Origin of the sequence: Tabrizicola sp. TH137 (assembly GCF_002855575.1) — a bacterium.
Classification (GTDB): domain Bacteria; phylum Pseudomonadota; class Alphaproteobacteria; order Rhodobacterales; family Rhodobacteraceae; genus Paragemmobacter.
On record NZ_PKRQ01000006.1, the window covers coordinates 298997 to 323618 of the forward strand.

24 protein-coding genes and 1 tRNA gene are annotated in these 24622 nt (G+C 66.5%); 17 read left to right on the forward strand and 8 right to left on the reverse strand.

The annotated features are described in order from the left end of the window. Positions 1 to 22 precede the first annotated feature (22 nt). The 4 genes from C0V75_RS18285 to C0V75_RS18300 form a co-directional block, all read right to left on the reverse strand. Positions 23 to 226, reverse strand: coding sequence for a DUF1737 domain-containing protein (locus C0V75_RS18285; protein ID WP_101922398.1), 204 nt, complete (start codon positions 224 to 226; stop codon positions 23 to 25). Positions 227 to 242: 16 nt separating this feature from the next. Continuing rightward, a complete protein-coding gene (locus C0V75_RS18290) occupies positions 243 to 791 on the reverse strand; it encodes an NnrU family protein (protein WP_101922399.1) in 549 nt (182 codons plus the stop codon). A 40-nt stretch (positions 792 to 831) separates the two neighbouring features. Beyond that, positions 832 to 1680 (reverse strand): CoA ester lyase, encoded by an 849-nt coding sequence (locus tag C0V75_RS18295; protein WP_101922482.1) that lies wholly within the window; start codon positions 1678 to 1680, stop codon positions 832 to 834. Positions 1681 to 1776: 96 nt separating this feature from the next. Further along, positions 1777 to 2520 carry a sulfite exporter TauE/SafE family protein gene (locus tag C0V75_RS18300; protein WP_101922400.1) on the reverse strand — a complete coding sequence of 248 codons (744 nt, stop codon included), beginning with the start codon at positions 2518 to 2520 and terminating at the stop codon, positions 1777 to 1779. A gap of 175 nt (positions 2521 to 2695) precedes the next feature. On the opposite strand from C0V75_RS18300, the gene mdh reads away from it, so the two are divergent. The 14 genes from mdh to lpdA all read left to right on the forward strand — a co-directional run bounded on the left by mdh (position 2696) and on the right by lpdA (position 18521). Next, positions 2696 to 3658 (forward strand): malate dehydrogenase, encoded by a 963-nt coding sequence (gene mdh / locus C0V75_RS18305; protein WP_101922401.1) that lies wholly within the window; start codon positions 2696 to 2698, stop codon positions 3656 to 3658. Positions 3659 to 3731: 73 nt separating this feature from the next. Next, positions 3732 to 3899 carry a hypothetical protein gene (locus C0V75_RS23185; RefSeq protein WP_173861096.1) on the forward strand — a complete coding sequence of 56 codons (168 nt, stop codon included), beginning with the start codon at positions 3732 to 3734 and terminating at the stop codon, positions 3897 to 3899. A gap of 22 nt (positions 3900 to 3921) precedes the next feature. Further along, positions 3922 to 5118, forward strand: coding sequence for a hypothetical protein (locus C0V75_RS18310; RefSeq protein ID WP_101922402.1), 1197 nt, complete (start codon positions 3922 to 3924; stop codon positions 5116 to 5118). Between the two features lie 253 nt (positions 5119 to 5371). After that, positions 5372 to 6610 carry a peptidase T gene (pepT, locus tag C0V75_RS18315; protein WP_101922403.1) on the forward strand — a complete coding sequence of 413 codons (1239 nt, stop codon included), beginning with the start codon at positions 5372 to 5374 and terminating at the stop codon, positions 6608 to 6610. 25 nt (positions 6611 to 6635) lie between these two features. Beyond that, the gene (locus tag C0V75_RS18320; protein WP_101922483.1) at positions 6636 to 7304 is read left to right on the forward strand and encodes a class I SAM-dependent methyltransferase; all 669 of its coding nucleotides are present in this window, start codon (positions 6636 to 6638) and stop codon (positions 7302 to 7304) included. A gap of 210 nt (positions 7305 to 7514) precedes the next feature. Then, positions 7515 to 8708: an ADP-forming succinate--CoA ligase subunit beta gene (gene sucC / locus C0V75_RS18325; RefSeq protein ID WP_101922404.1), complete on the forward strand. Its 1194-nt coding sequence runs from the start codon at positions 7515 to 7517 to the stop codon at positions 8706 to 8708. 73 nt (positions 8709 to 8781) lie between these two features. Continuing rightward, complete coding sequence (gene sucD, locus C0V75_RS18330) at positions 8782 to 9666, forward strand: succinate--CoA ligase subunit alpha (RefSeq protein WP_101922405.1); 885 nt, start codon at positions 8782 to 8784, stop codon at positions 9664 to 9666. A gap of 14 nt (positions 9667 to 9680) precedes the next feature. Next, positions 9681 to 9833, forward strand: a complete 153-nt coding sequence (locus C0V75_RS23070) for a hypothetical protein (protein ID WP_158241879.1) — start codon at positions 9681 to 9683, stop codon at positions 9831 to 9833. A 43-nt stretch (positions 9834 to 9876) separates the two neighbouring features. After that, on the forward strand, positions 9877 to 11181 hold the full coding sequence (locus C0V75_RS18335) for a glycosyltransferase family 4 protein (protein WP_143710451.1): 1305 nt from the start codon (positions 9877 to 9879) through the stop codon (positions 11179 to 11181). Positions 11182 to 11269: 88 nt separating this feature from the next. After that, a complete protein-coding gene (locus C0V75_RS18340) occupies positions 11270 to 14236 on the forward strand; it encodes a 2-oxoglutarate dehydrogenase E1 component (protein ID WP_101922407.1) in 2967 nt (988 codons plus the stop codon). Positions 14237 to 14313: 77 nt separating this feature from the next. Then, positions 14314 to 15540: a 2-oxoglutarate dehydrogenase complex dihydrolipoyllysine-residue succinyltransferase gene (odhB, locus tag C0V75_RS18345; RefSeq protein WP_254216521.1), complete on the forward strand. Its 1227-nt coding sequence runs from the start codon at positions 14314 to 14316 to the stop codon at positions 15538 to 15540. Positions 15541 to 15652: 112 nt separating this feature from the next. Next, positions 15653 to 16654 carry a glycosyltransferase family 2 protein gene (locus C0V75_RS18350; RefSeq protein ID WP_101922408.1) on the forward strand — a complete coding sequence of 334 codons (1002 nt, stop codon included), beginning with the start codon at positions 15653 to 15655 and terminating at the stop codon, positions 16652 to 16654. Continuing rightward, entirely contained in the window at positions 16651 to 17046 is a 396-nt protein-coding gene (locus tag C0V75_RS18355) for an MAPEG family protein (protein ID WP_101922409.1), read from the forward strand. The genes C0V75_RS18350 and C0V75_RS18355 overlap by 4 nt, the downstream gene beginning before the upstream one ends. An 86-nt stretch (positions 17047 to 17132) precedes the next feature. Then, complete coding sequence (gene lpdA, locus C0V75_RS18360) at positions 17133 to 18521, forward strand: dihydrolipoyl dehydrogenase (protein WP_101922410.1); 1389 nt, start codon at positions 17133 to 17135, stop codon at positions 18519 to 18521. 99 nt (positions 18522 to 18620) lie between these two features. Here the strand turns inward: lpdA and C0V75_RS18365 are convergent, their stop codons facing one another. The 3 genes from C0V75_RS18365 to C0V75_RS18375 are packed head-to-tail and all read right to left on the reverse strand — an operon-like array spanning position 18621 to position 21123. Further along, complete coding sequence (locus C0V75_RS18365; RefSeq protein WP_101922411.1) at positions 18621 to 19748, reverse strand: MFS transporter; 1128 nt, start codon at positions 19746 to 19748, stop codon at positions 18621 to 18623. 4 nt (positions 19749 to 19752) lie between these two features. Next, complete coding sequence (locus tag C0V75_RS18370; RefSeq protein WP_101922412.1) at positions 19753 to 20403, reverse strand: GntR family transcriptional regulator; 651 nt, start codon at positions 20401 to 20403, stop codon at positions 19753 to 19755. Between the two features lie 33 nt (positions 20404 to 20436). Beyond that, positions 20437 to 21123, reverse strand: a complete 687-nt coding sequence (locus tag C0V75_RS18375) for a M48 family metallopeptidase (RefSeq protein WP_101922413.1) — start codon at positions 21121 to 21123, stop codon at positions 20437 to 20439. Positions 21124 to 21301: 178 nt separating this feature from the next. Here C0V75_RS18375 and C0V75_RS18380 point away from each other — a divergent pair, with 178 nt between their 5' ends. The 3 genes from C0V75_RS18380 (at position 21302) to C0V75_RS18390 (ending at position 22852) form a co-directional block, all read left to right on the forward strand. Beyond that, complete coding sequence (locus C0V75_RS18380) at positions 21302 to 21637, forward strand: TIGR02300 family protein (RefSeq protein WP_101922414.1); 336 nt, start codon at positions 21302 to 21304, stop codon at positions 21635 to 21637. 151 nt (positions 21638 to 21788) lie between these two features. Continuing rightward, positions 21789 to 21864 (forward strand) — tRNA-Ala (locus tag C0V75_RS18385). A gap of 256 nt (positions 21865 to 22120) precedes the next feature. After that, positions 22121 to 22852, forward strand: coding sequence for a hypothetical protein (locus tag C0V75_RS18390; protein WP_101922415.1), 732 nt, complete (start codon positions 22121 to 22123; stop codon positions 22850 to 22852). A 251-nt stretch (positions 22853 to 23103) separates the two neighbouring features. Here C0V75_RS18390 and C0V75_RS18395 read toward each other — a convergent pair whose 3' ends face one another. Next, on the reverse strand, positions 23104 to 24621 hold the full coding sequence (locus C0V75_RS18395; protein ID WP_101922416.1) for a tripartite tricarboxylate transporter permease: 1518 nt from the start codon (positions 24619 to 24621) through the stop codon (positions 23104 to 23106). Position 24622: the final 1 nt, after the last annotated feature.

Sequence of the window (24622 nt, forward strand, 5' to 3'; positions counted from 1 at the left end):
AGCATGGGCCAGCCGGCCCATCCTACATCTCGCCCAGCTTCACCTCCGGGCTGTAGCTGCCCGGAACCTCCTTCACCACCGCCTGCCCGCAGCGCATCACGCCCCGTGCCGCATCAAAGGCATAGGTCGGCGCGCCATGCAGCTCCCACCCCTTGTTCAGCGCCGCCGTCACCTTGTGACAGAAGGCCGAGGTGTCATCCTCCGAAAGGAACCGATACAGCTTCATCGCGTCATCCCCCAGATCAGCCCCAGGGCTGATAGCCCAGCCAGTTGTGGATCAGCATGATCACGACCGTCACCACCACCGTCGCCACAATCGCCTTCACCTCCGCGCCCGGCTTGGCCACCGGCGGCACCCAATCCCGCTGCGCCCGGTTGATCAGGATCACCGACACCACCGCCCAGGCGAGCAGGCCCCCGAACAGGATGACCGACGGCAGATCGCCATTGGGCAGCAGATGCGCCACCGCCCAGGTCTTCACCGCCGTCAGTTGCGGATGCCGGATCTTCCGCGCCAGCGCCGATTTCGCGCCCGAGGCGGCATAAAGATAGACCGCAAGGACCATCAGCAGGTTGTTGATCCCCACCAGCGCCGGATGACGCCCCCACCAGACCGCCGCCTCCGCCTTCGCCGCGCCATAGCCGAAATACATCATCACGACCGAGGCCAGCACCGCCACCGCCACGATCCCTTTGCCGGGATTGCCCAGCCCGGCCCGCACCCCCGGCGCCACACGCTTGAACAGATGCGCCGCCCACCACAGGGCCACGCCAAGGATCAACAGGGTCATCGCTCATTCCTCCCGGCTATCGACGCCGCGCACCCTGCCCTCAATCGGCCAGCATCGCAATTGCCCGCGCCTTGGCCAGCACCGCCTGCGCGCTCGCCACATGCAGGTTCTCCACGATCCGCCCGTCCAGCACCGCCACGCCCTGCCCCTGCGCCTGCGCCGCGTTGAAGGCGGCAATCTGGCGCTCTGCCAGGTCGATCTCCTCCGAACTCGGCGCAAAGGCCGCATTGGCGATCTCCACCTGCGCGGGATGGATCAGCGTCTTGCCGTCAAACCCCATGTCGCGCCCCTGCTCCGCTTCCGCGCGCAGCCCCGCCTCATCCCGGAAGGCATTATAGACCCCGTCCACGATCACCCGCCCAAAGGCCTTCGCCGCCAGCAGGCACAGCCCCAGCCCCGCCATCAGCGGCGCCCGGTCCGCCCGGAACCGGCTGCCCAGTTCCTTGGCCAGATCATTCGTCCCCATCACCATCCCCTGCAACCGGGGATGGGCGGCAATCGCCGCGGCGTTCAACATCCCCGCCGCCGTCTCCATCATCGCCCAAAGCGGCTTGTCCCCCGCCACGGCCGCCACGGCATCCAGATCGGCCGGCCCGTTCACCTTGGGCACAAGGATCGCCTCCACCCCCGGATGCCCGGCAAAGGCCGCCGCATCCGCCCGCCCCCAATCCGTGTCAAAGCCGTTGATCCGCAGGATTCGCGCGCGGGGCGCATAGTCCACCTCCGCCAGGAACCGCGCCAGCGTCTCCCGCGCCGCCACCTTCTCCTCCGGCGCAACCGCATCCTCCAGATCGAAGATGATCGCATCCACCGGCAGCTCGCGCGCCTTTTCCAGCGCCCGCTCCTTCGATCCGGGAATATAGAGGACAGATCGGTAGGGCCGCATCATCGGATTCGCCTCCACGAAAGATTCTTTCGCACAAAGGCACCATTCCGGAAGATTCAGCAAGCCCAAAAATGCCGCAACGCAGCATCTTCCCTCAGGTCACCCCCGCCAGCCGGTCCAGACCAGTTGCAGCGACAGAATCAGCAGCGCCCAGATCACCAGCCGGAAGAACAGCTTGTCGGGCAGGATCTTCACCAGCCAGACCCCCGCAAACACCGCCCCCGCCGCAATCGGCATCAGCATCAGCGCCACCTTCATATTGGCCGCGCTCAACTGCCCCAGATGCCAATAGGGGATCAGCTTCACCGCATTGATCACCGCGAAGGCGATGGTCGAGGTGCCCGCAAAGACCGTCTTCGTCATCTTCAACGGCAGGGTGTACACCTGATAGGGCGGCCCGCCCGAATGGCTGACAAAGCTCGTGAATCCCGTCACCGCCCCCCAGAACAGCCCCGGCCCCAGCGCCGCCCGCCGTGGCGGGCCATCCGGATTGCCCCGCAGGATCAGGTTCAGCGCAAAGATCACCCCGATCAGCCCGACCAGAATCCGCACCCAGTTCTCCGGCACCATCGAGGCCGCCGCCCATCCCGCCGCGACCCCGGCCATCGCGCCCGGTAGGATGATCGCCAGCACCCGCCCGTCGAAATCCCGCCGATAGGCCCAAAGCCCGAACATGTCCGACACCACATAGACCGGCAGCAAGAGCCCCGCCGCCGTCACAGGGCTGATCGTCAGCGCAAGGATCGGCACGCTCAGCATCCCCACGATGGGAATACCCCCCTTGCCCGCCCCCACGCAGACCGCCGCCGCCACCGCCGCCATCCAGAATCCCGGACCGTCCATCCCCGCCCCGCGCAAGCCCCGCTCCGGGCTTTAGCGCAAACGGAACACCGCGACCACCACCCCTGCCGCTTTTGCCGCATGCCATTGTATACCGAACAGCCACCGGAACGCTTGCCAGACGGCGCAGAGGGGCGTAGCAAACCACGCGACTCATTCCGAACGGAGGACCCGGACCATGGCACGACCCAAGATCGCCCTCATCGGCGCCGGCCAGATCGGCGGCACGCTCGCCCATCTCGCCGCCATCAAGGAACTCGGCGATGTGGTGCTTTTCGACATCGCCGAAGGCACCCCGCAGGGCAAGTCGCTGGATATCGCCCAGTCTGGCCCGTCGGAAGGCTTCGACGCCGTGATGAAAGGCACCAATGACTATGCCGATATCGCGGGCGCCGATGTCTGCATCGTCACCGCCGGCGTGCCGCGCAAGCCGGGCATGTCGCGCGACGATCTTCTCGGCATCAACCTCAAGGTCATGAAATCCGTGGGCGAAGGCATCAAGGCCCATGCGCCCAAGGCCTTCGTCATCTGCATCACCAACCCGCTCGACGCGATGGTCTGGGCGCTGCGCGAATTCTCAGGGCTCCCCCACCACATGGTCGTGGGCATGGCGGGGGTTCTCGACTCTGCCCGCTTCCGCCACTTCCTCTCGGTGGAATTCAACGTCTCCATGCGCGACGTCACCGCCTTCGTCCTCGGCGGCCATGGCGATACGATGGTCCCGCTGGTCCGCTATTCCACCGTCGCGGGCATCCCGCTGCCGGACCTCGTCCAGATGGGCTGGACCACGCAGGAAAAGCTTGATGCCATCGTCCAGCGCACCCGCGACGGCGGCGCGGAAATCGTGGGTCTGCTGAAAACCGGCTCCGCCTTCTACGCCCCCGCCACCTCCGCCATCGAAATGGCCGAAGCCTTCCTCAAGGATCAGAAACGCCTCCTGCCCTGCGCGGCCTATGTGAAGGGCGCCTATGGCCTTGACGGCATGTATGTGGGCGTTCCCACCATCATCGGCGCGGGCGGCATCGAACGCATCGTGGACATCAAGCTGAACGCCGCCGAACAGGCGATGATGGACAAATCCATCGACGCCGTGAAAGGCCTCGTCGCCGCCTGCAAGGGCATCGACCCGTCGCTGGCCTGATCGTCAAAGCCATGCTAACCCAAAGGGGCGTTCCGCAAGGAACGCCCTTCTTCTTTCCCGAAAGGCCCGCCCCATGGACTATGGCAAGAACGGCAATCCCAAAGCCGCCAAGGACAGCCACCACCCACTCGATCAACCCCGCCGCGGCGCGCCCAAGGGCGACGATGCCGCCGCGAAGAAAAAGGCCGAACTCCTCGCCCGCATGAAGGCCGCCGCCGAGGCGCGCAAATCCAAGGATTGACCCGCCACTCCCGGAGGCGCCGATGACCCTTTTCCGCAAAGCCCTTTTCCTCGCCGCGCTCCTCCTCGCCCCCCTCCCCGCCACGGCGCAGGACCTCTCCGCCCGGATCGCCGCGCAGGGCCTCGCCGCGACCGAGGCGGAACTCGCCGCCCTCCCCACCCCCAGCGAAGGCGACCGCTTCGCCCTCGCTGGCCTCCGCTTTCTCCGCGCTATCGAGACCACCTATCAGACCCGCTGGCGCACCGGCCTTGACGATCCCTCAGGCATGGTCCCCCTCCTGCGCCTCGAACAGGGCGTCTCGCCCGAGGCCAGTTCCTCCCCCGGCGACGTCGCCGCCCTCTTCGCGCAGGCCGCCACCGACATGGCCTCCGCCCGCGCCCCCCTCGCGGGCCTCGCCGAAGGCCCCGAATTCAGCGTGGAAATCCGCCTCGCCGACCTCTGGTTCGACGTCAATGCCGACGGCACCCGCACGCCTGACGAAGACCTGATGCAACTCCTCGGCCCCACCCTCATGGGCTGGCGCTGGTTCGACCGCGACCCCGCCGCCCCCGCGCCCGTGATCCGTTTCGACCGCGCCGATGCGGCCTGGCTCTCCGCCTATACCCACCTCCTCGAAGGCGTGGCGAAGATCATCCTCGCCTATGATCCCACCGATGCCCTCACCCGCGCCGCCTCTGCCCGCGCGGCGATGCAGGCCATCTCTCCCCCCTATGCCGAAGAGATTTTCGTCATCCGCCCCTGGGTCGATGCGCTCTGGGTCATGCTCGACGCGCTGGACCAGCAGCCCGACGCCGCCCGCCTGATGCAGGCCCGCGACCATTTCCTCGCCATGATCGCCGACAACCGCGCCTTCTGGGCCGCCGTCGAAGGCGAGGCGGACAATGACGCCGAATGGCTCCCGAATGCCCGCCAGACTTCCGCCCTCGGCCTCACGCTGCCGCCCGAGACGGGGGCCACATGGCTTGCCGTTCTCGCCGATGGCGAGGCGCTCCTGAAAGGCGAGAAGCTCATCCCCTATTGGCGTCTGGGCGATGGCGGCGGCGTGAACCTCGCCCGCCTCTTCACCGACCCCGCCCCCATCGACGTAAAGGACTGGATCCAGGGCACCGGCGCCTTGCCCTATCTCGAACAGGGCGCCACCGTCAGCGCCGAAAACTGGCGGGCCTTCGAAGGCCTGATGGGCGGCGATGCGATGCTCATGTCGATCTGGCTGAACTGAGAGGGGCCATGGGCCGGATGGCCCATCCTACAGCGCGACGTCAGGGGTAGGATGGGCCATCCGGCCCATGCCCCCCCTGTGCATCCACGCACCCTTAACCACGACTCCCCACCCCACTCTCTCCAAACTTGTATGTACACTTTGCTGCACAGAAAGCGGCACAACATCCGGCACAGCCGATTTCACCCAACCCCCTGCCACCATTGACTTCTCCCCGCCCCCACGGCCACATCCCCAGGACAGGGGAGCCACCATGACCACACGCACCGAAGACCTCGCCGCCCGCCTCATGCGCTATTGCGCCATCGACACCCAGTCCGATGCCGACAGCCCCAGCCAACCCTCCACCGCGATCCAGCTCACCCTCGCCCGCCTTCTGGTGCAAGAGCTTGAATCCATTGGCGCATCCGACGTCACCCTCACCGATTACGGCACCGTCCTGGCCACCATCCCCGCAACGGCAGAGGGCCCCACCATCGGCTTCCTCGCCCATATGGACACCGCGCCCCAGTTCAACGCGACCGGCGTGAAACCCCGCCTCATCAAGGGCTACAATGGCGGCGCCATCACCTATCCCGACAACCCAACCCTGACCCTCACCCCCGACGCCTCGCCCAACCTGTTGAAAAAGCTGGGCCACGACATCGTCACCGCCTCCGGCACCACCCTTCTCGGCGCCGATGACAAGGCCGGCATCGCCATCATCCTCCACACCGCCGCCACCCTGCTGAAAGACCCCACCATCCCCCACGGCCCCATCCGCCTCGCCTTCACCCCGGACGAGGAAATCGGCCGCGGCGTCGACAAACGCCTTCCAGAAGACCTGAAGGTCGATTGGGCCTATACTTTCGACGGCGGCGAGGCGGGCGAGATCGAGTATGAAACCTTCTCCGCCGACGGCGCCGAAATCCGCATCGAAGGCGTCTCCATCCATCCCGGCTGGGCCAAGGGCAAGATGGTCAACGCCATCCACCTCGCCGCCAAGATCATCGCCGCCCTGCCGCAGCAGACGATGCTTCCCGAACTCACCGATGGCCGCGACGGCTTCATCCACGCAACCGAAATGACGGGCGGCTCCTCTGCCATGACACTCCGCTTCATCCTCCGCGATTTCGAACGCGAAGGGCTTGAGGAGAAAGGCAGAATCCTCCGCGCCGTCTGCGATGCCGTGCAGGCCACCGAACCCCGCGCCACCATCACCTGCACCATCACGCCGCAATATCGCAACATGCGCTACTGGCTGGAGAAGGATATGCGCCCCGTCGAACTGGCAACCCAGGCCTGCCGCGACATCGGCCTCGATCCCGTCTCCGTCCCCATCCGCGGCGGCACCGACGGCTCCCGCCTCACGGAAATGGGCGTCCCCTGCCCCAACCTCTTCACCGGAATGCAGGAGATTCACGGACCTTTGGAATGGGTCTCGGTGCAAGACATGGAACGCGCCTCGGACCTGATGCTCGCCCTCCTGCGCCGCGCCGCGGCGCAGCCGTAGGATGGGCAATCCTGCCCATCCTGCGATGAAACACCCCTCGCCCTATGCCGCCCCCGGCTTCTACGACAAGGCCCTGCGCGACGGCCGCCACCGCGACATCGTCGGGGGCCGCTGGGACGAAACCCCCCGCATCGTCCTGCCCCTGCTGGCACAGCACGGCCTCACCGCCACCGACCACCTGCTCGACATCGGCGCAGGCAGCCTCCGCCTCGGCCGCCACCTCGCGCCCATGGTCGCCGCCTATTGGGCGACCGACGCCTCCCGCGCCCTGATGCTTAAGGGTTGGGAAACCGAACTCGACGACGCTGTCCGGCAGACCCTCCCGCAACAGCGCCTGATCGAAGACGCCGCCTTCGCCTATCCCGAAATCCCCGAAACCATCACCTTCGCCCTCGCCTTCGCCGTCTTCACCCATCTCCCGGCCTCCGATCTTCACAAAGCGTTAACCAATCTCCGCCCGCGCTTCCCGCACCTGCGCCGGATCCTCTTCACGGTCTTCCTCGCCCCCGAAGGCCAGATCGGCCCCCACCGGCAGAAGGACGGCGTGGTCACCCATCCCGACCGCTTCCCCTGGCACATGGCCGAAGCGCAGGTCCTCGCCCTGACCGCCGCCGCAGGCTTCACCGCCCGGCCCCTGCCCCACCGCCTGCCCCGTGGTCAGGTGATGTTCACGGCCGATCCCGCCACCCCATAGGATAGGCTGTATGGCCCATCCGGACGGATGGCCCGCCGCGAATCAGCCTTTATCGCTAACGGTTTCCAACTTGTGATCACACGTTTTCCGCGTGTGATCACAAAATGACGATTTTTCCCCGGAAACGACTGCATACCATAGAATACCGTTTCACCCCTGCCCATTTCCGTGGCATTCACCCCGCAAAACCACAGCGATGGGACGGTTGCGATGAACATCCACGAATATCAGGCCAAGGCGCTGCTGCGCTCCTACGGCATTCCGGTGTCCGATGGCCGCGTGGTGCTGAAGGCCGAAGAGGCCAAGACGGCGGCGGGCGAACTCGACGGCCCGCTCTGGGTCGTCAAGGCCCAGATCCATGCCGGCGGCCGCGGCAAGGGCCATTTCAAGGAACCCGAGGCCGGTGAAAAGGGCGGCGTCCGCCTCGCCCGCTCCGTGGAAGAGGCCAGCCAGTTCGCCCGCCAGATGCTCGGCCGCACGCTCGTCACGGTCCAGACCGGGCCGGAAGGCAAGCAGGTCAACCGCATCTATATCGAAGACGGCTCCGACATCGACCGCGAATTCTACCTCGCCCTGCTGATCGACCGGCAGACCAGCCGCATCTCCATCGTCGCCTCCACCGAAGGCGGGATGAGCATCGAGGACGTCGCCCACGACACGCCCGAGAAGATCCACACCTTCACCATCGACCCGGCCACCGGCTTCCAGGATTTCCACGGCCGCCGCGTCGCCTTCGCGCTCGGCCTCTCTGGCAACCAGGTCAAGCAATGCGTCAAGATCGTGCGCGATCTCTACCGCCTGTTCACCGACAAGGACATGGACATGCTGGAGATCAACCCCTTCTGCGTGCTCAAGGACGGCAGCCTGAAACTGCTTGACGCCAAGATGGGCTTTGACGGCAACGCCCTCTACCGCCACCCCGACATCGCCGCCCTGCGCGACGAGACGGAGGAAGACCCCAAGGAACTCGCCGCCTCGAAGTTCGACCTGAACTACATCGCGCTGGATGGCGAAATCGGCTGCATGGTCAACGGCGCGGGCCTTGCCATGGCGACCATGGACATCATCAAGCTCTACGGGGCCGAACCCGCCAACTTCCTCGACGTGGGCGGTGGCGCGACCAAGGAGAAGGTGACCGAGGCCTTCAAGATCATCACCTCCGATCCGAACGTCAAAGGCATCCTCGTCAACATCTTCGGCGGCATCATGCGCTGCGACATCATCGCCGAAGGCGTGATCGCGGCGGTCAAGGAAGTGGGCCTCAAGGTGCCGCTGGTCGTCCGGCTGGAAGGGACGAATGTGGAACTTGGCAAGGACATCATCCGCAAATCCGGCCTCAATGTCATCGCCGCCGATGACCTGAAGGATGGCGCGGAAAAGATCGTCAAGGCCGTCAAGGGATAACCCGTAGGGCGGGGGTTTCCCCGCCTGCGACAGATCAACGGCGGGGTGAACCCCGCCCTACGGAGACAACGAAATGTCCGTTCTCGTCAACAAAGACACCCGCCTCATCTGCCAGGGCTTCACCGGCAGCCAGGGCACCTTCCACTCGGAACAGGCCATCGCCTACGGGACCAAGATGGTCGGCGGCGTGACCCCCGGCAAAGGCGGCACAGAACATCTGGGCCTGCCCGTCTTCGACTCCGTCCATGACGCGGTGGAAAAGACCGCCGCCAATGCCACCGTCATCTATGTCCCGCCGCCCTTCGCCGCCGACTCGATCCTCGAGGCGATTGATGCCGAAATCCCGCTGATCGTCTGCATCACCGAAGGCATCCCCGTGCTCGACATGATGCGGGTGAAGCGCGCCCTGCTGAATTCGAAATCCCGCCTGATCGGGCCGAACTGCCCCGGCGTGATGACGCCCGGCGAATGCAAGATCGGCATCATGCCGGGCAGCATCTTCTCCAAGGGCTCCGTCGGCGTCGTCTCCCGCTCCGGCACGCTGACCTATGAGGCGGTCAAGCAGACCACCGATGTGGGCCTCGGCCAGACCTCCGCCGTGGGTATCGGCGGCGACCCGATCAAGGGGAGCGAACATATCGACATCCTCGAGATGTTCCTCGCCGACCCCGACACCCACTCGATCATCATGATCGGCGAAATTGGCGGTTCCGCCGAAGAAGAGGCCGCCCAGTTCCTCGCCGATGAAAAGAAGCGCGGCCGCTGGAAGCCCACCGCCGGCTTCATCGCAGGCCGCACCGCCCCTCCCGGCCGCCGCATGGGCCATGCTGGCGCGATCGTTGCAGGGGGCAAGGGCGACGCCGAGTCAAAGATCGAAGCGATGAAGTCCGCAGGCATCGTCGTCGCAGACAGCCCCGCCCATCTGGGCGAGGCAGTGATGAAGGCGATCGGCCGGTAAGGAGCGCGAAGACGATGGAGGAGACGACGATGGACATCCGCACGAAAACCGTCATGGCCTCCTTCCTCGCCCTGCTGGCCCTGCTGGCCCTCGCCGCCTGGGCCTCCCTCGGCCACGCCGAACCCAACCGCGCGCTGCAAGGCGCGCTGTTCGGGCAGACGAAGTGACAGGCAAAAGGAAAAGGCCTCACGCCACGCGATGGACCCGCAGATGACCCAGTCCAGCCTCCAACCGCAACGCGACGCCGCCCCCGAGGCGGCAGCGGTCGTTTTGGTGCTGCCAGTGGGGGCCATCCACCCGAAAAGCGGCGGCGGCCAGCGCTCTGCCATCCTGTTCGAGGCACTCAAGCGGATCGGCGATGTCGTGGTCCTGATCCTTGCCGAAACCCCGGTCACCGGCGCCGAGGAGTTCTTCCCCGGCGCCCGCCGCGTGGTCTCCTTCGCAACCCCCGCCATGGCGGCCCCGTCGCGCAATGCGGTGATCCGGGCGGCACAGGCGGTGAACCGCTTCCTCTTCCCCGGACGCACCTTCGCGCCGCAGGCCGGACTGTCCGATGCGATCCTTCACCAGTTCACCCATTGGGACGGCCAGACGGCCTGGACCGGCCAGCGCCTCGTCGCGGCCCGCTACGCCCGGACCTTCGCCGTCACCGGCCTGCGCAGCCAGCCCGCGCAAGGCCTGCTGACCTGTCTCGACATCGACGACCGCGATGACCAGAAGATCGACCTCCAGATCCGCCGCAGGCTTGGCAATCTGCTCGGCACGCTCGCGCGCCTCCTCTGGCGCAATCGCTTCACGCAGACCCTGCACAACACCCTGACGCAGACATCGCTTGTCTATCTGGCAAAGCCGGAGGACCGCTTCCCTCTGACCGAGCCGCCGCAGGTGGTGGTGCCCAACGTGCCCTTCCTCGCCCCGGACGCGGCAGAAATCGTGCCCGTCGCGGGGACTGCGGAAACCATCCTCTTTGTCGGCAGCGCCGGCCACCGCCCCAACCTCGCCGGGGTCACCTGGTTCCTGCGCGCCTGCTGGCCCGCCATCCGGGCCGCGCGGCCCTCCGCCACCTTCCGCATCGTCGGCCTCGGCGACTGGTCGGCCCTGCCTGCCGACCTCACCGAACAGCCCGGCGTGCAGGTCGTCGGCACGGTCGAGGATCTTTCCGCCGAATATGCCCTCGCCCGCGCCGCCATCTGCCCCATCCGCGAAGGGGCCGGGTCGCAGATCAAGGTGATCGAGGCCTGCGCCTTCGCCCGTCCCGTCGTCACCACCGCCTTCGCCTCGGGCGGCTTCGGCCCCGCGATCGAAGCCGCCCTCTCCGTCGCCACCGATGCGCCCGGCTTCGTGCAGGCCTGCATCGACCTGCTCGCCGATCCCGCCCGCGCCGCCCGCCAAGGGGCCGCCCTGCACCAGTTGCAGCAGGCCACCCATTCCCGCGATGCGGTGGAGCGGCTCATCGTCACCACCCTGACCGATGTGATGGCGCAATCGCGCCCCTTGCCGAAGGTGCCTGCCTGATGGAACCGACCTTCGCCCCCGACAGCCCGCGTCCTGTCGCGCCCCGCGCGGCAGCGGCCCCCAATCCCCCATCCCCCGAGGTGCATCCATGACCGAGCACACGCCGAACGACCAGTTCCACGCCTCCAGCTTCCTGCAAGGCCATAACGCGGAATATATCGACCAGCTTCAGGCCCGCTATGCCACCGATCCCAATTCGGTCGATGCGGCCTGGGCCGAATTCTTCCGCGCCCTTGGCGACAGCGAGATGGATGCCAAGCGGCAGGCCGCAGGCCCCTCCTGGGCGCGCGCCGACTGGCCGCCCGCCCCCGCCGATGACCTGACCGCCGCGCTCACCGGCGAATGGCCCGCCGCCCCCGTCAAGGAAGCCAAGGCCGCCGCCGCCAAGATCGCCGAAAAGGCCGCCGAAAAGGGCGTCTCCCTTTCCGACGCCCAGCTTCAGCGCGCCGTGCTGGACAGCATCCGCGCGCTGATGATCATCCGCGCCTACCGCATCCGCGGCCATCTGGTGGCCGATCTCGATCCGCTGGGGATGCGCGACCAGAAGCTGCACCCCGAGCTTGACCCCGCCTCCTACGGCTTCTCCGAGGCCGACCTCGACCGCCCGATCTTCATCGACAAGGTGCTCGGCCTCGAAATGGCCTCCATGCGCCAGATCATCGAGATCGTGCGCCGCACCTATTGCGGCACCTTCGCCCTGCAATACATGCACATCTCCGACCCGGAACAGGCCTCCTGGCTGAAGGAACGGATCGAAGGCTATGGCAAGGAAATCGCCTTCACGCGAGAGGGGCGCCGCGCCATCCTCAACAAGCTGGTCGAGGCGGAAGGCTTCGAAAAATTCCTCCATGTCAAATACATGGGGACAAAACGCTTCGGCCTTGACGGGGGCGAGGCGCTCATCCCCGCGATGGAACAGATCATCAAGCGGGGCGGCGCGCTCGGCGTGAAGGACATCGTCATCGGCATGCCGCACCGCGGCCGCCTCTCGGTCCTCGCCAATGTGATGCAGAAACCCTATCGCGCCATCTTCCACGAATTCCAGGGCGGCTCCTACAAGCCCGAGGATGTGGATGGCTCCGGCGACGTGAAATACCACCTCGGCGCCTCCTCTGACCGCACCTTCGACGGCAACACCGTCCACCTGTCGCTGACCGCCAACCCCTCGCACCTCGAGGCGGTCAACCCCGTCGTCCTCGGCAAGGTCCGCGCGAAACAGGATCAGTTGGGCGATCAGACCACCCGCTCCTCCGTCCTGCCGATCCTGCTGCATGGCGACGCGGCCTTCGCCGGTCAGGGCGTGGTGGCCGAATGCTTCGGCCTGTCGGGCCTGCGCGGCCACCGCACCGGCGGCACCATCCATATCGTGGTGAACAACCAGATCGGCTTCACCACCGCGCCCCACTTCTCGCGCAGCAGCCCCTACCCCACCGACATCGCCCTGATGGTCGAGGCGCCCATCTTCCACGTCAATGGCGACGACCCGGAGGCCGTGGTCCACGCCGCCCGCGTGGCCACCGAATTCCGCCAGAAATTCCACAAGGACGTGGTGCTGGATATCTTCTGTTATCGCCGCTTCGGCCATAACGAAGGCGACGAGCCGATGTTCACCAACCCGGCGATGTACACCCGCATCAAGAAGCAGAAGACCACGCTGCAACTTTACACCGAACGTCTGGTGAAGGACGGCCTCATCCCGGAAGGCGAGATCGAGGATATGAAGGCCGCCTTCCAGGCCCGCCTGAACGAGGAATTCGAGATCGGCAAGAACTTCAAGCCGAACAAGGCCGACTGGCTGGATGGCCGCTGGTCCGGGCTTGACCGCGAGAAAGAGGAATACACCCCCGGCGCGACCGCCATCAAACCCGAAACGATGAAGGAGATCGGCGCCGCCCTCACCCGCGTCCCCGATGGCTTCGACATCCACAAGACGGTGGCCCGGCAACTCGAAGCCAAGAAGCAGATGTTCGACAGCGGCAAGGGCTTCGACTGGGCCACGGCCGAGGCGCTGGCCTTCGGGTCGCTCGCGGTCGAAGGCTTCCCCGTCCGCCTCTCCGGGCAGGATTGCACCCGCGGCACCTTCTCGCAGCGCCACTCCGCCTTCATCGACCAGACGACCGAGGAACGGCATTACCCCCTGAACCACATCCGCCCCGGACAGGCGCGGTATGAGGTGATCGACTCCATGCTCTCCGAATATGCGGTGCTGGGCTTCGAATACGGCTACTCGCTGGCCGAACCCAACGCGCTGGTGATGTGGGAGGCGCAGTTCGGCGATTTCGCCAATGGCGCGCAGATCATGTTCGACCAGTTCATCAACTCCGGCGAACGCAAATGGCTGCGGATGTCGGGCCTTGTCATGCTCCTGCCCCATGGCTTCGAAGGCCAGGGTCCGGAACATTCCTCCGCCCGCCTCGAACGCTTCCTCCAGCTTTCGGCCGAGGATAACTGGATCGTCGCCAACTGCTCCACCCCGGCGAACTACTTCCACATCCTGCGCCGCCAGATCCACCGCAGCTTCCGCAAGCCGCTGGTGCTGATGACGCCGAAATCCCTGCTGCGCCACCCGCTCTGCATCTCGGATGCCGAGGATTTCACCACCGGCTCCACCTTCCACCGCGTCCTCTGGGACGATGCGCAGAAGGGCCATTCGGAGCTGAAGCTGAAACCCGATGCCAAGATCAAGCGCGTCGTCATCTGCTCGGGCAAGGTCTATTACGACCTGCTCGCCGAACGCGACAAGCGCGGGCTCGACGACGTCTATCTCCTGCGGCTGGAACAGTTCTACCCCTTCCCCGCCATGGCGATGGTCAAGGAACTGGAACGCTTCAAGGGCGCCGACATCATCTGGTGCCAGGAAGAACCCAAGAACCAGGGCGGCTGGAGCTTCGTCGAACCCAATCTCGAATGGGTGCTCACCCGCATCGGCGCGAAGAACAGCCGCGCCGCCTATGCCGGTCGTGTCGCCTCCGCCTCGCCCGCCACGGGCCTCGCCTCGCGCCACAAGGCCGAGCAGGAGGCGCTGGTGAACGAAGCCCTGGGCGTTTCCGCCTGATCCCATCCCGCCCGCGCCACCCCCGGCGCGGGCCAGACCCCTGCAAGGCGCCCCATAGTGGCGCGGAGGAACCGAAGATGACCGATGTTATGGTGCCCGCCCTGGGCGAAAGCGTGTCCGAAGCGACCGTCTCGACCTGGTTCAAGAAGCCCGGCGATTACGTGAAACAGGACGAAATGCTCTGCGAGCTCGAGACCGACAAGGTCTCGGTCGAAGTGCCCGCCCCCGTCTCCGGCACGCTGGCCGAAATCCTCGCCCCCGAAGGCGCGACCGTCGCGGCCAATGCCCGCCTCGCCATCATGACCGAAGGCGGCGCAGCGGCTGCTCCCGCCCCCGCCGCCAAATCCGCGCCCGCCGCGGCCCCGGCCCCTGCCGCCGCGCCCGCCGCCGCAAAGGATGTCGAAGACGCCCCTGCCGCCAAGAAGGCGATGGCCGAAGCCGGGCTGTCCCGTGATCAGGTGCAGCCCACCGGCCGCGATGGCCGCGTGATGAAGGAAGACGTCGCCCGCACCGTGGCCGGCGCCACCGGGGCCGCCGCCGCCGCCGTGGCCCCCGCGCCCGCCCCCGCCGCCATCCCCCGCGCCCCCGTCCCTGCCGACGACGCCGCGCGCGAGGAACGGGTCAAGATGACCCGCCTGCGCCAGACCATCGCCCGCCGCCTGAAGGACGCGCAGAACACCGCCGCCATGCTGACCACCTATAACGAGGTGGACATGTCCGGCATCATGGAGCTGCGCAACACCTACAAGGACGCCTTCGAGAAGAAGCACGGCGTGAAGATGGGCTTTATGTCCTTCTTCGTGAAGGCCTGCTGCCACGCCCTGAAAGAGGTGCCCGAGGTCAATGCCGAAATCGACGGCACCGACATCGTCTACAAGAACTACGTCCATATGGGCGTGGCCGTCGGCACGCCCTCGGGCCTCGTCGTCCCCGTCCTGCGCGATGCCGATCAGATGGGCTTCGCCCAGATCGAGAAGAAAATCGCCGAACTCGGCATCCGCGCCCGCGACGGGAAACTGTCGATGGCCGAAATGCAGGGCGGCAGCTTCACCATCTCGAACGGCGGCGTCTATGGCTCGCTCATGTCCTCGCCGATCCTGAACCCGCCGCAATCGGGCATTCTGGGCATGCACAAGATCCAGGATCGCCCCGTCGTGGTGAACGGCCAGATCGTCATCCGCCCGATGATGTATCTCGCGCTCAGCTACGATCACCGGATCGTGGACGGCAAGGGCGCCGTGACCTTCCTCGTCCGCGTGAAAGAGGCGCTGGAAGACCCGCGCCGGTTGTTGATGGATCTCTGAGCGATGGCGGGGTGAACCCCGCCCTACGGATGGCGGGCTTCACCCCGCCCTACGCCCCGCCCTGTAGGGCGGGGTTCACCCCGCCGCCTCTCCCACGGCCACGGAAGGCCCCATGACCGCCCCCCTGCACGCCATCGCCGCCTGCATGCGCAACGAAGGCCAGTTCCTTCTGGAATGGGTGGCCTATCACCGCGCCATCGGCTTTGACCGCGTCTTCGTGGCAACCAATGACTGCACCGACGGCACCGATGCCATGCTCGACCGGCTTTCGGAAATCGACGACATCCACCACATCCGCAACCACGTCACCCCCGGCATCCCGCCGCAGGTCTCGGGGATGCGGCGCATCCTCGCTCATCCGGCCATGGCCGATATCGCCTGGCTCCTCCATTGCGACGCCGACGAATTCCTCGATGTCACCCTCGGCGCGGGCCGGGTGGCCGATCTCACCGCCGCCCTCTCCCCCGCCGACGACCCCGCCGATGTCATCGCGATCTGCTGGCAGCCGATGGGCAGCGGCGGGCTGAAGGATTGGCCCGGCGGCAGCGTGATCGAAACCTTCACCCGCACCGCCGGCAAGGCCCGCCGCGATTCCGAACGGCACAAAAGCCTGTTCCGCCCCGCCCTCTTCGCCGAGGCGATCGACCACATGCCCAAGGCCCCCCGGCGCGACAGCCTGACCCTCAAGGATACCGAAGGCCGCCGCCTCGATCCCCGCGCCCTCTTCCATCCGACCCACAGCCAGTTCCGCCGCAACCGCGCCGTCCCCCTGACCTGGGCCAATGCAAGCCTGCGCCATTACGCCGTGAAATCCGAAGATGTCTTCCTGATGAAGAACATCCGGGGCGACGGCATGGGGATCGTCTCGGACAAGTATCACCTCGGCTCGCTCTTCTGGAAACGCGGCGACCGCAACCGGCGCGAGGATCGCGCCATGCTCCGCCACCTGCCTGCCACCCGGGCGATCTGGGACCGCTACCTCGCCGATCCCGTGCTCGGCCCGCTTGACCGCGCCGCGCAGAACTGGTTCCGCGATCAGCGCGCCCGCCACCTGACCGAAGCCCGCCGCCGCGCCTGGACCACCACCACCCCGCAAGAGGAAGCGCGGCCATGACCCCCGAACTCACCGCCCTCGCCCTCGCCGGGCTGCTGCAAATGGCGCAGTTCATCCTCTTCGCCGTGCCCGCCAACATGGAACTCGGCACCCGCTACACCTCCGGCCCGCGCGACCGCCCGCCGGAACGGCCCTTCTCCACCCTCACGGGCCGCCTGCAACGGGCGATGAACAACCATTTCGAAGGGCTGATCCTCTTCTCCCTCGCCGTGCTGGTCATCACCGTCTCGGACCAGTCCACCCCCTTCACCGCCGCCTGCGCCTGGGCCTATCTCGGCGCGCGGATCCTCTACATCCCCGCCTATGCCTGGGGCTGGCGTCCCTGGCGCTCGGCCATCTGGACGGTGGGCTGGTGCGCCACCCTCGGCCTGATGCTGGCCGCGCTGATCTGACATGATTTGTATGCACAACCGTCTGCACATAATGCTGCACAAAAGGCGCACAGGCGCAGACGGACCCCAAAGGAAGGAACCGACCCATGGCTGAGTTTGACGTCATCATCATCGGCGGCGGCCCCGGCGGCTATGTCTGCGCCATCCGCTGCGCGCAACTGGGCCTGAAGGCCGCGGTCGTCGAAGGCCGCGACACGCTCGGCGGCACCTGCCTCAACGTTGGCTGCATCCCCTCGAAGGCCCTGCTGAACGCCACCCATCACCTGCACGAAGTGCATGAGAACTTTGAAAAAATGGGCATCATGGGCGCCAAGCCCACGGTCGATTGGGCGCGTATGCTGGGCTACAAGGACGATGTCATCGGCCAGAACACCAAGGGCATCGAATTCCTCTTCAAGAAGAACAAGGTCACCTGGCTGAAAGGCTGGGGCAGCATCCCCGCCCCCGGCCAGGTCAAGGTCGGGGATGAGGTCCACAGCGCGAAAAACATCGTCATCGCGACAGGCTCCGAATCCTCCCCCCTCCCCGGCGTCACCATCGACGAAGAGGTGGTCGTCACCTCCACCGGCGCGCTGACGCTGAAGGCGATCCCGAAGAAACTGGTTGTCATCGGCGCCGGCGTGATCGGGCTGGAAATGGGCTCCGTCTATGCCCGCCTCGGGGCCGAGGTGACGGTGATCGAATATCTCGACGCCATCACCCCCGGCATGGATGCCGAGGTGGCGAAGACCTTCCAGCGCATCCTGCAAAAGCAGGGCCTGAAGTTCATCCTCGGTGCCGCCGTGCAGGGCGTGGACAAGGGGAAAAAGGGCGCCACCATCCGCTACAAGCTGCGCAAGGATGACAGCGAAGCCACGCTCGACGCCGACACCGTCCTCGTCGCCACCGGCCGCCGCCCCTATGTCGCGGGCCTCGGGCTGGAGGCGCTCGGGGTCGAGATGCTGCCGCGCGGCCAGGTCAAGACCGACAGCCATTTCGCCACCAATATCACGGGCCTCTACGCCATCGGCGACGCCATCACCGGCCCCATGCTCGCCCACAAGGCCGAGGATGAGGGGATGGCGCTGGCCGAAATCCTCGCCGGGAAGTCCGGCCATGTGAATTACGGCGTGATCCCCGGCGTGATCTACACCACGCCCGAAGTGGCCACGGTCGGCAAGACCGAAGAACAACTCAAGGAAGAAGGCCGCGCCTACAAGGTCGGCAAGTTCTCCTTCATGGGCAACGGCCGCGCCAAGGCCGTCTTCCAGGGCGACGGTTTCGTCAAGATCCTCGCCGACAAGGCGACCGACCGCATCCTCGGCGCGCATATCATCGGCCCGATGGCGGGCGACCTGATCCACGAGATCTGCGTCGCGATGGAATTCGGCGCCTCGGCACAGGACCTTGCGCTGACCTGCCACGCCCACCCGACCTATTCCGAAGCGGTGCGCGAGGCGGCGCTGGCCTGCGGCGACGGCCCGATCCACGCCTGATCCCCAAAAGGGCCAAGCCCCTTCATCTTGGCCCAAATACTCAAAATCTCCGGCGGCCACCCCAGGCGCCGCCGGGGCCTTCGCCAGAGACAGCCGCCCCTAGCGCCGCCGCAAGGCATCCCCCAGCGCAGGCAGCACCAGCCCGGCCGACAGCACCGCGCAGGCGGCAAAGCCCAGCCCGACCTCCACCCAGCCAAAACCCGCCGTCGCCAGAAACATCGCCATATAGGTGATCCCGGAATTCAACCCCAGCACCGCCCCCCGCCGCGCGGGGTCCAGCGCCGCCAGCCGCCCCACGATCAGGTTCAGGCCAAGGTGGTTGATCATCCCCCAGCTCAGGCACAGCGCCACCAGCGCCCAGGCGCTCCCCGCCACCGCCGCCAGCGCCAGATACTGCACCACCAGCACGCCAAAGACCCAAGGCGCCACCCGGCGCGGCCCGAACCGGTCGATCCAGGGATCGCCGACCGAGGCCAACCCGAAGCCGATCCCATAGACCAGCGGCACCGCCCCCGCCATCCAGACCGGCCAGCCCAGCCCGGCCTGCAAATGCGGCGCGACATAGGCATAAAGCCCGTAGAAGGCGGCCATATAGCCCCCCGCCACCCCCAGCGCCGCCCCGATCCCCGGCACCCGCAGCGCAGCCCAGGGCGATGCCCCCTGCGCCGCCCGCACCTCGCCCATCCGCGGCGACAGCGCCATCGCCAGCAGCACCAGCAGCCCCAGCGCCGCCAGCACCCCATGCACCGCCCGCCACCCCGCCACTTCCGCGATCAGCGCCGCCGCTGACGCGCCAAAGACCAAAGACAGCGTCCAACCCATCAGCACCCGGCCCAGAAAGGTGCTCTCCCGCCCCTTCGGCGCGATCTCGGCGGCCAGCCCATAGGTCGCCGGCAGCGCCACCCCCGACCCCAGCCCCGCCACCGCCTGCGCCGCCCAGACCACGGGCAAGGACGGCGCAACCGCCGTCCCCACCATCCCCAGCACCAGCACGGCAAGGGCCAGAAACAGCGCGCGTGACAGCCCGATCCGGTCCGCGAAAGGCGCGATCCCCACCGCCGCCACCGCCGTCCCCGCGCCAAAGAGCGAGGCCGCCACCAGCACCTCCTGCGCCGATGCCCCCCCGAATCCCCGCCCGATCTCCAGAGCAACGGGCGACAGTGCCAGCGAATTGGACCCGACAATCGTCACCGCCGCCATCAGCAGCGCAAGGGGCGACACGCTCATTCCGTCATCCCGCCAGATGCCGCAGCCCCTGCGTCACATCCGTCCGCACGGCCAGCCGCAGCCCCGGCTCATCCCCCGCCTTCAGCGCGGCCAGGATCATGCGGTGATGCTGCGGCGGCTCCTTCCGGCGCAGCTTGGAATAGAGCGCCCGCATCGTGGGCCCCAGTTGCAGCCAGACCGTCTCGCAGATGGCCAGCATCGCCGGGGCCTGCGCGCGCAGGTACAGCGTGCGGTGAAACTCCAGATTGGTGCGCACATAGGCCACCGCATCCTGCTTCACCACGGCTTCCGCATTCAGCGCATTGATCGCCGCCAGCCGCTCGATCAGCGCGAAATGCGCCCGTGGCAACGCCCGCGCCGCCATCTCCGGCTCCAAAAGCGCCCGGATCGCCGCCAGTTCCTCGATCCGCTCCGGCGTCAGCTCCGGCGTCGAGATGCGCCCCGAGGAAGACAGCGTCAGCGCCCCCTCCGCCACCAGCCGCCGCACCGCCTCGCGCGCAGGCGTCATCGACACCCCGAACTGCTTGCCCAGGCCCCGCAGCGTCATCGCCTGACCGGGCGGCAATTCGCCATGCATCACCTGCTGGCGCAGCGTCCGGTACAGCCGCTCATGCGCGGCGGCATTGGGGTCGGTCTGGCGCGGAACTATCGGCATGGGGCACAGCCAAGCACCGCCATGGCGCGGAAATCAATCCCCGAAACGAAAGCCATGCAGCGCCTGCCCCTCTGCATGCAGCCATTTCCGTTGCGCCTGCCAGCCGGGATAAAGCCGCTCCACCACCGCCCAGAACCGATCCGAATGGTTCATCTCCACAAGATGCGCCACCTCATGCGCGGCCACGTAATCCAGCACCGCCGGCGGCGCCATCACCAGCCGCCAGGAATACATCAGCGCCCCGTCCGCCGCGCAAGACCCCCAGCGCGACCGCGTGTCCCGCAGGGTGACCCGCGTCACCTGCCGCCCGATCACCGCCGCATGACGATCCGAGGCCGCCACCAGCCGATCCCGCGCCAGCGCCTTCAGAAAGGCCCCCGCCCGCACCCCCGCCTGCGCCGGATCGCCGGGAATGAGCAGCGCCTCACCCTCCACCCGCACGCCGCGCCCCGTGCCGGGAACCAGCCGCAGCAGCCGCCCCTCCACCGGAATCACCGATCCGATCCCCACGCCCTCGCGCCGCGGCATCCCGGCCAGCGTCTCGCGCAGCCACCCCTCCTGCGCCCGCGCAAAGGCCATCGCCTCCGCCTCCCGCGCGCGGGCGGGCAGCGACAGCGTCACCCGACCATCCAGCCGCGACACGCGCAGCGAAAACCGCCGCGCACGGGCCGACCGTTTCAGCACAATCTCCACCGGCGGCGGTCCGGGCAGGATGGGCATGCGGAACCTCTTGATTTGCCCGCCAAGGATAGCCACTTGGACGTTGGCCGCAACGGCTGCAAAAGCCTTTGACACCCGCCCTGCGGTGTGGCAAGCGACCACGACTCTGGACAACCCAGCCTGACCATCGGCGCGCCTGATTCCACGGGGATCGGGGCCGCCACAGAAGGGAACGACCATGCCCAAGGAAGAATGGGGTACCAAGCGCATCTGCCCGACCACCGGCAAGCGCTTCTATGACCTGAACCGCAACCCGATCGTCTCGCCCTATACCGGCGAGGTGGTGGATATCGAATCCGCCCGCCGCAAGATGGCCGCCGCCGCGATCAGCCGCGTGATCCCGGAAAAGGATGACGACGTCCTGGTCGATGATCTGGAAGCCGATGACGAACTGCTCGAGGCCGGGGTCGCCGACGACACCGAACTCGACGACGATCTGCTCGAAGACGATGCCGATGACAACGTCTCGCTCGACGATCTGGCCGATGTGGCCGGCGACGAGGAGGAAGTCTGAACCGCCATCCGGCGGGGGGCTGCGGTGCCCTGCAAAAGTCGGAAAGACCCCGCGTTTTTCCCCTTGCACGCCACCGCGCCCTCCACTAGACAGCGGCCCAACAAGGCGGCGACGCCTTGCCCATCGAAGCGGCAACGCTTCGACCTCCGGTGGGGTCATAGCTCAGATGGGAGAGCGCTTGAATGGCATTCAAGAGGTCCGGGGTTCGATTCCCCGTGGCTCCACCAACAAAAACAAGTGGTTCGCGAGAAAAAGGCCCGGTCTGATCCGGGCCTTTTCGCTTTGGGGTAACGCCAGGGGGAACAACGTCGCGGGGTAGCTTTACCCGGACGGGCCGCGACCCGGCTGCAATACCCGAGTCGTCATCGCAGGCGTTACCCCGGCCCGTTACCCCGTTGCCTCCCTGCGGGGATTCGGTGCTTCATCTGACTGCCAAGATGCAAAATATTTCGCGTCGCTGTAGGCTACTCACGAAGGACCTAAATGCCATACAAGCATCTGATTTTTCGAGTTTCTATGGAGATCGAAGGCATGAAGGGAAGCCTACAGCCCCTACTTGAGCGCGGGCATGAGGCAACGCTTAGCCCGCAAGACGACATCGTGGTTACCAATGTTCTCGCCCGAAGCCGCGACATACTTGATACGGCGATGGAAGCAGTCTGGCTTGCGCACAGGGACCTCGCCGCGCCCCGCCGCAGAAAAAGGAAATACAAGCCTTACTTTCCGATTTGGCTATCATCTGACGACTTTGAAGATGAACTCATTGACGCGCAGCTTGGCAACTTAGCAATCACAAACAGAGCTGCTTACGAAGCTATTCGGTCGCGGCAGCCCTTCTTGAGGGAAGAAAACGACTGGCTCACGCACCTGCGCGACCACGCTAGGACCAGACACAAAGGTTACGTTGACCTGAAAGCAAAGCTGCACATCATCCCTCGGAATGCGGTCCCAGAGGCAGACCGGGCCTCCGGTGGCGGTGAGGCTACGGATCAAGCAGGTCGAATTGATGGAGCGTCTGCCACACCGGAACAGGGTGCGGTCGCAAGGCCCTTCGCTGACTTCGGACTGCGCCTAGAACAGACAATCTCGATAACCGATCGACACGGGGTTACGATCGCAAGAAATGCCGTCGAGTTCTGCGAGGAGTGCATTTCGAAGGTCGAGGAGACTTTTCACGAGGTTATGGCAACACTGCCGAGCGAAGGAGGGGCATAAAGCCCCTCGCCACTACCCTTATGGCCTAAACGGCTTCTTGTAATGCTAGCGGCCTCTGGCGGCCTGCGCGTCGTTGCGCCTTCTTCACGTCTTCCGGTCAGCATCCTCCTGCTGCCCAAAAGCTTAACGCCCCGTCGCGCCGCCGCGCGTGGCCACAGTTTGCTGCACAGAAAGCGGCACAGGACGGGACACAACCGATTTCGGGGTAACCCCTTGGCAGGCGGCAGAATTAACCATGCCGGCGCACGCCCTCAATCCTCCGCCTGCCCCACCTGCGCCAGCACATCCCCCCGTCCCCGCGCCCGCAGGATCATCGGCAGGATCAAGGCCACCGCCGCCAGCGCCAGCAGCACCGCCGCGATGGGCGACTGCACCAAGGTCATCGGATCGCCCTGCGAGATCGACAGCGCCCGCCGCAACTGCTGTTCCGCCATCGGCCCGAGGATCAGCCCCACCACAACCGGTGCGATCGGATAGCCGTACAACCGCATCAGATAGCCCAGCGTCCCGAAAAGAACGAGCATGGTCAGCTCCACAGGCGACGGGTTCACCCCCAGCGTGCCCAGCGTGGCAAAGACCAGGATACCCCCGTAAAGCCAGGGCTGCGGGATTTTCAGCAGCAGGATCCAGAACCGGATCAGCGGCAGATTCAGCACCAGAAGCATGACATTGGCCACCAGAAGCGACGCGATCAGCCCCCAGACAAGGTCTGGCGCCGTGGCGAACAGGAGCGGCCCCGGCTGCAACCCGAACTGCTGGAACCCGGCCAGCATGATCGCCGCCGTCGCCGTCGTCGGCAGGCCCAGCGTCAGCAACGGTACCAGCGTCCCGGCGGCTGCGGCATTGTTCGCGGCCTCCGGCCCCGCCACCCCCTCAATCGCGCCTTTTCCGAATTCTTCCGGATGCTTAGTCAGGTTCCGCTCCGTCGCATAGGACAGGAAGGAGGCGATATCCGCCCCGCCCGCAGGCATCGACCCGATGGGAAAACCGATCCCCGTCCCCCGCAACCAGGCCTTCCAGGACCGCGACCAATCCTGCGCCGTCATCTTGACCCGCCCCTTGATCGCCAGCACGGCACCGTCATTCCCCGGCCCCTGCGCCGCCACGAACAGCGCCTCGCCCAGCGCGAACATCGCCACCGCCAGCGTCGTCACCTCGATCCCGTCCAGCAGCTGCGGCACCCCGAAGGCCAGCCGCGTCTGCCCCGTCAACTGGTCGATCCCCACCATTGCCAGCGCCAAGCCGATGAAAAGAGACACCAATCCCTTGATCGCGCTTTCCCCGAAAGCGGCCGAGACGGTGACGAAGGCCAGCACCATCAGCGCGAAATACTCCCTCGGCCCGAAGACCAGCGCCAGCTTCACCACATGCGGCGCAAGGAAGGCCAGCAGCAGCGTCGCGATCAGCCCGGCCACGAAAGACCCGATGGCCGCTGTCGCCAGCGCAGGCCCGCCACGCCCGGCCCGCGCCATCTTGTTCCCTTCCAGCGCCGTGATGACCGATGCGCTTTCACCGGGCGTGTTCAGCAGGATCGACGTCGTCGATCCCCCATACATCCCCCCGTAATAGATCCCCGCGAACATGATCAGCGACCCGGCCGCATCCAGCCCATAGGTCACCGGCAAGAGCAGAGCCACGGTCAGCGCGGGCCCGATCCCGGGCAGCACGCCCACCGCCGTACCAAGCGTCACCCCGATCAGCGCATAAAGCAGCATGATCGGCTCGAACGCCGTCGCAAGCCCTTGCAGAAGAAAGGAAAACGTATCCATC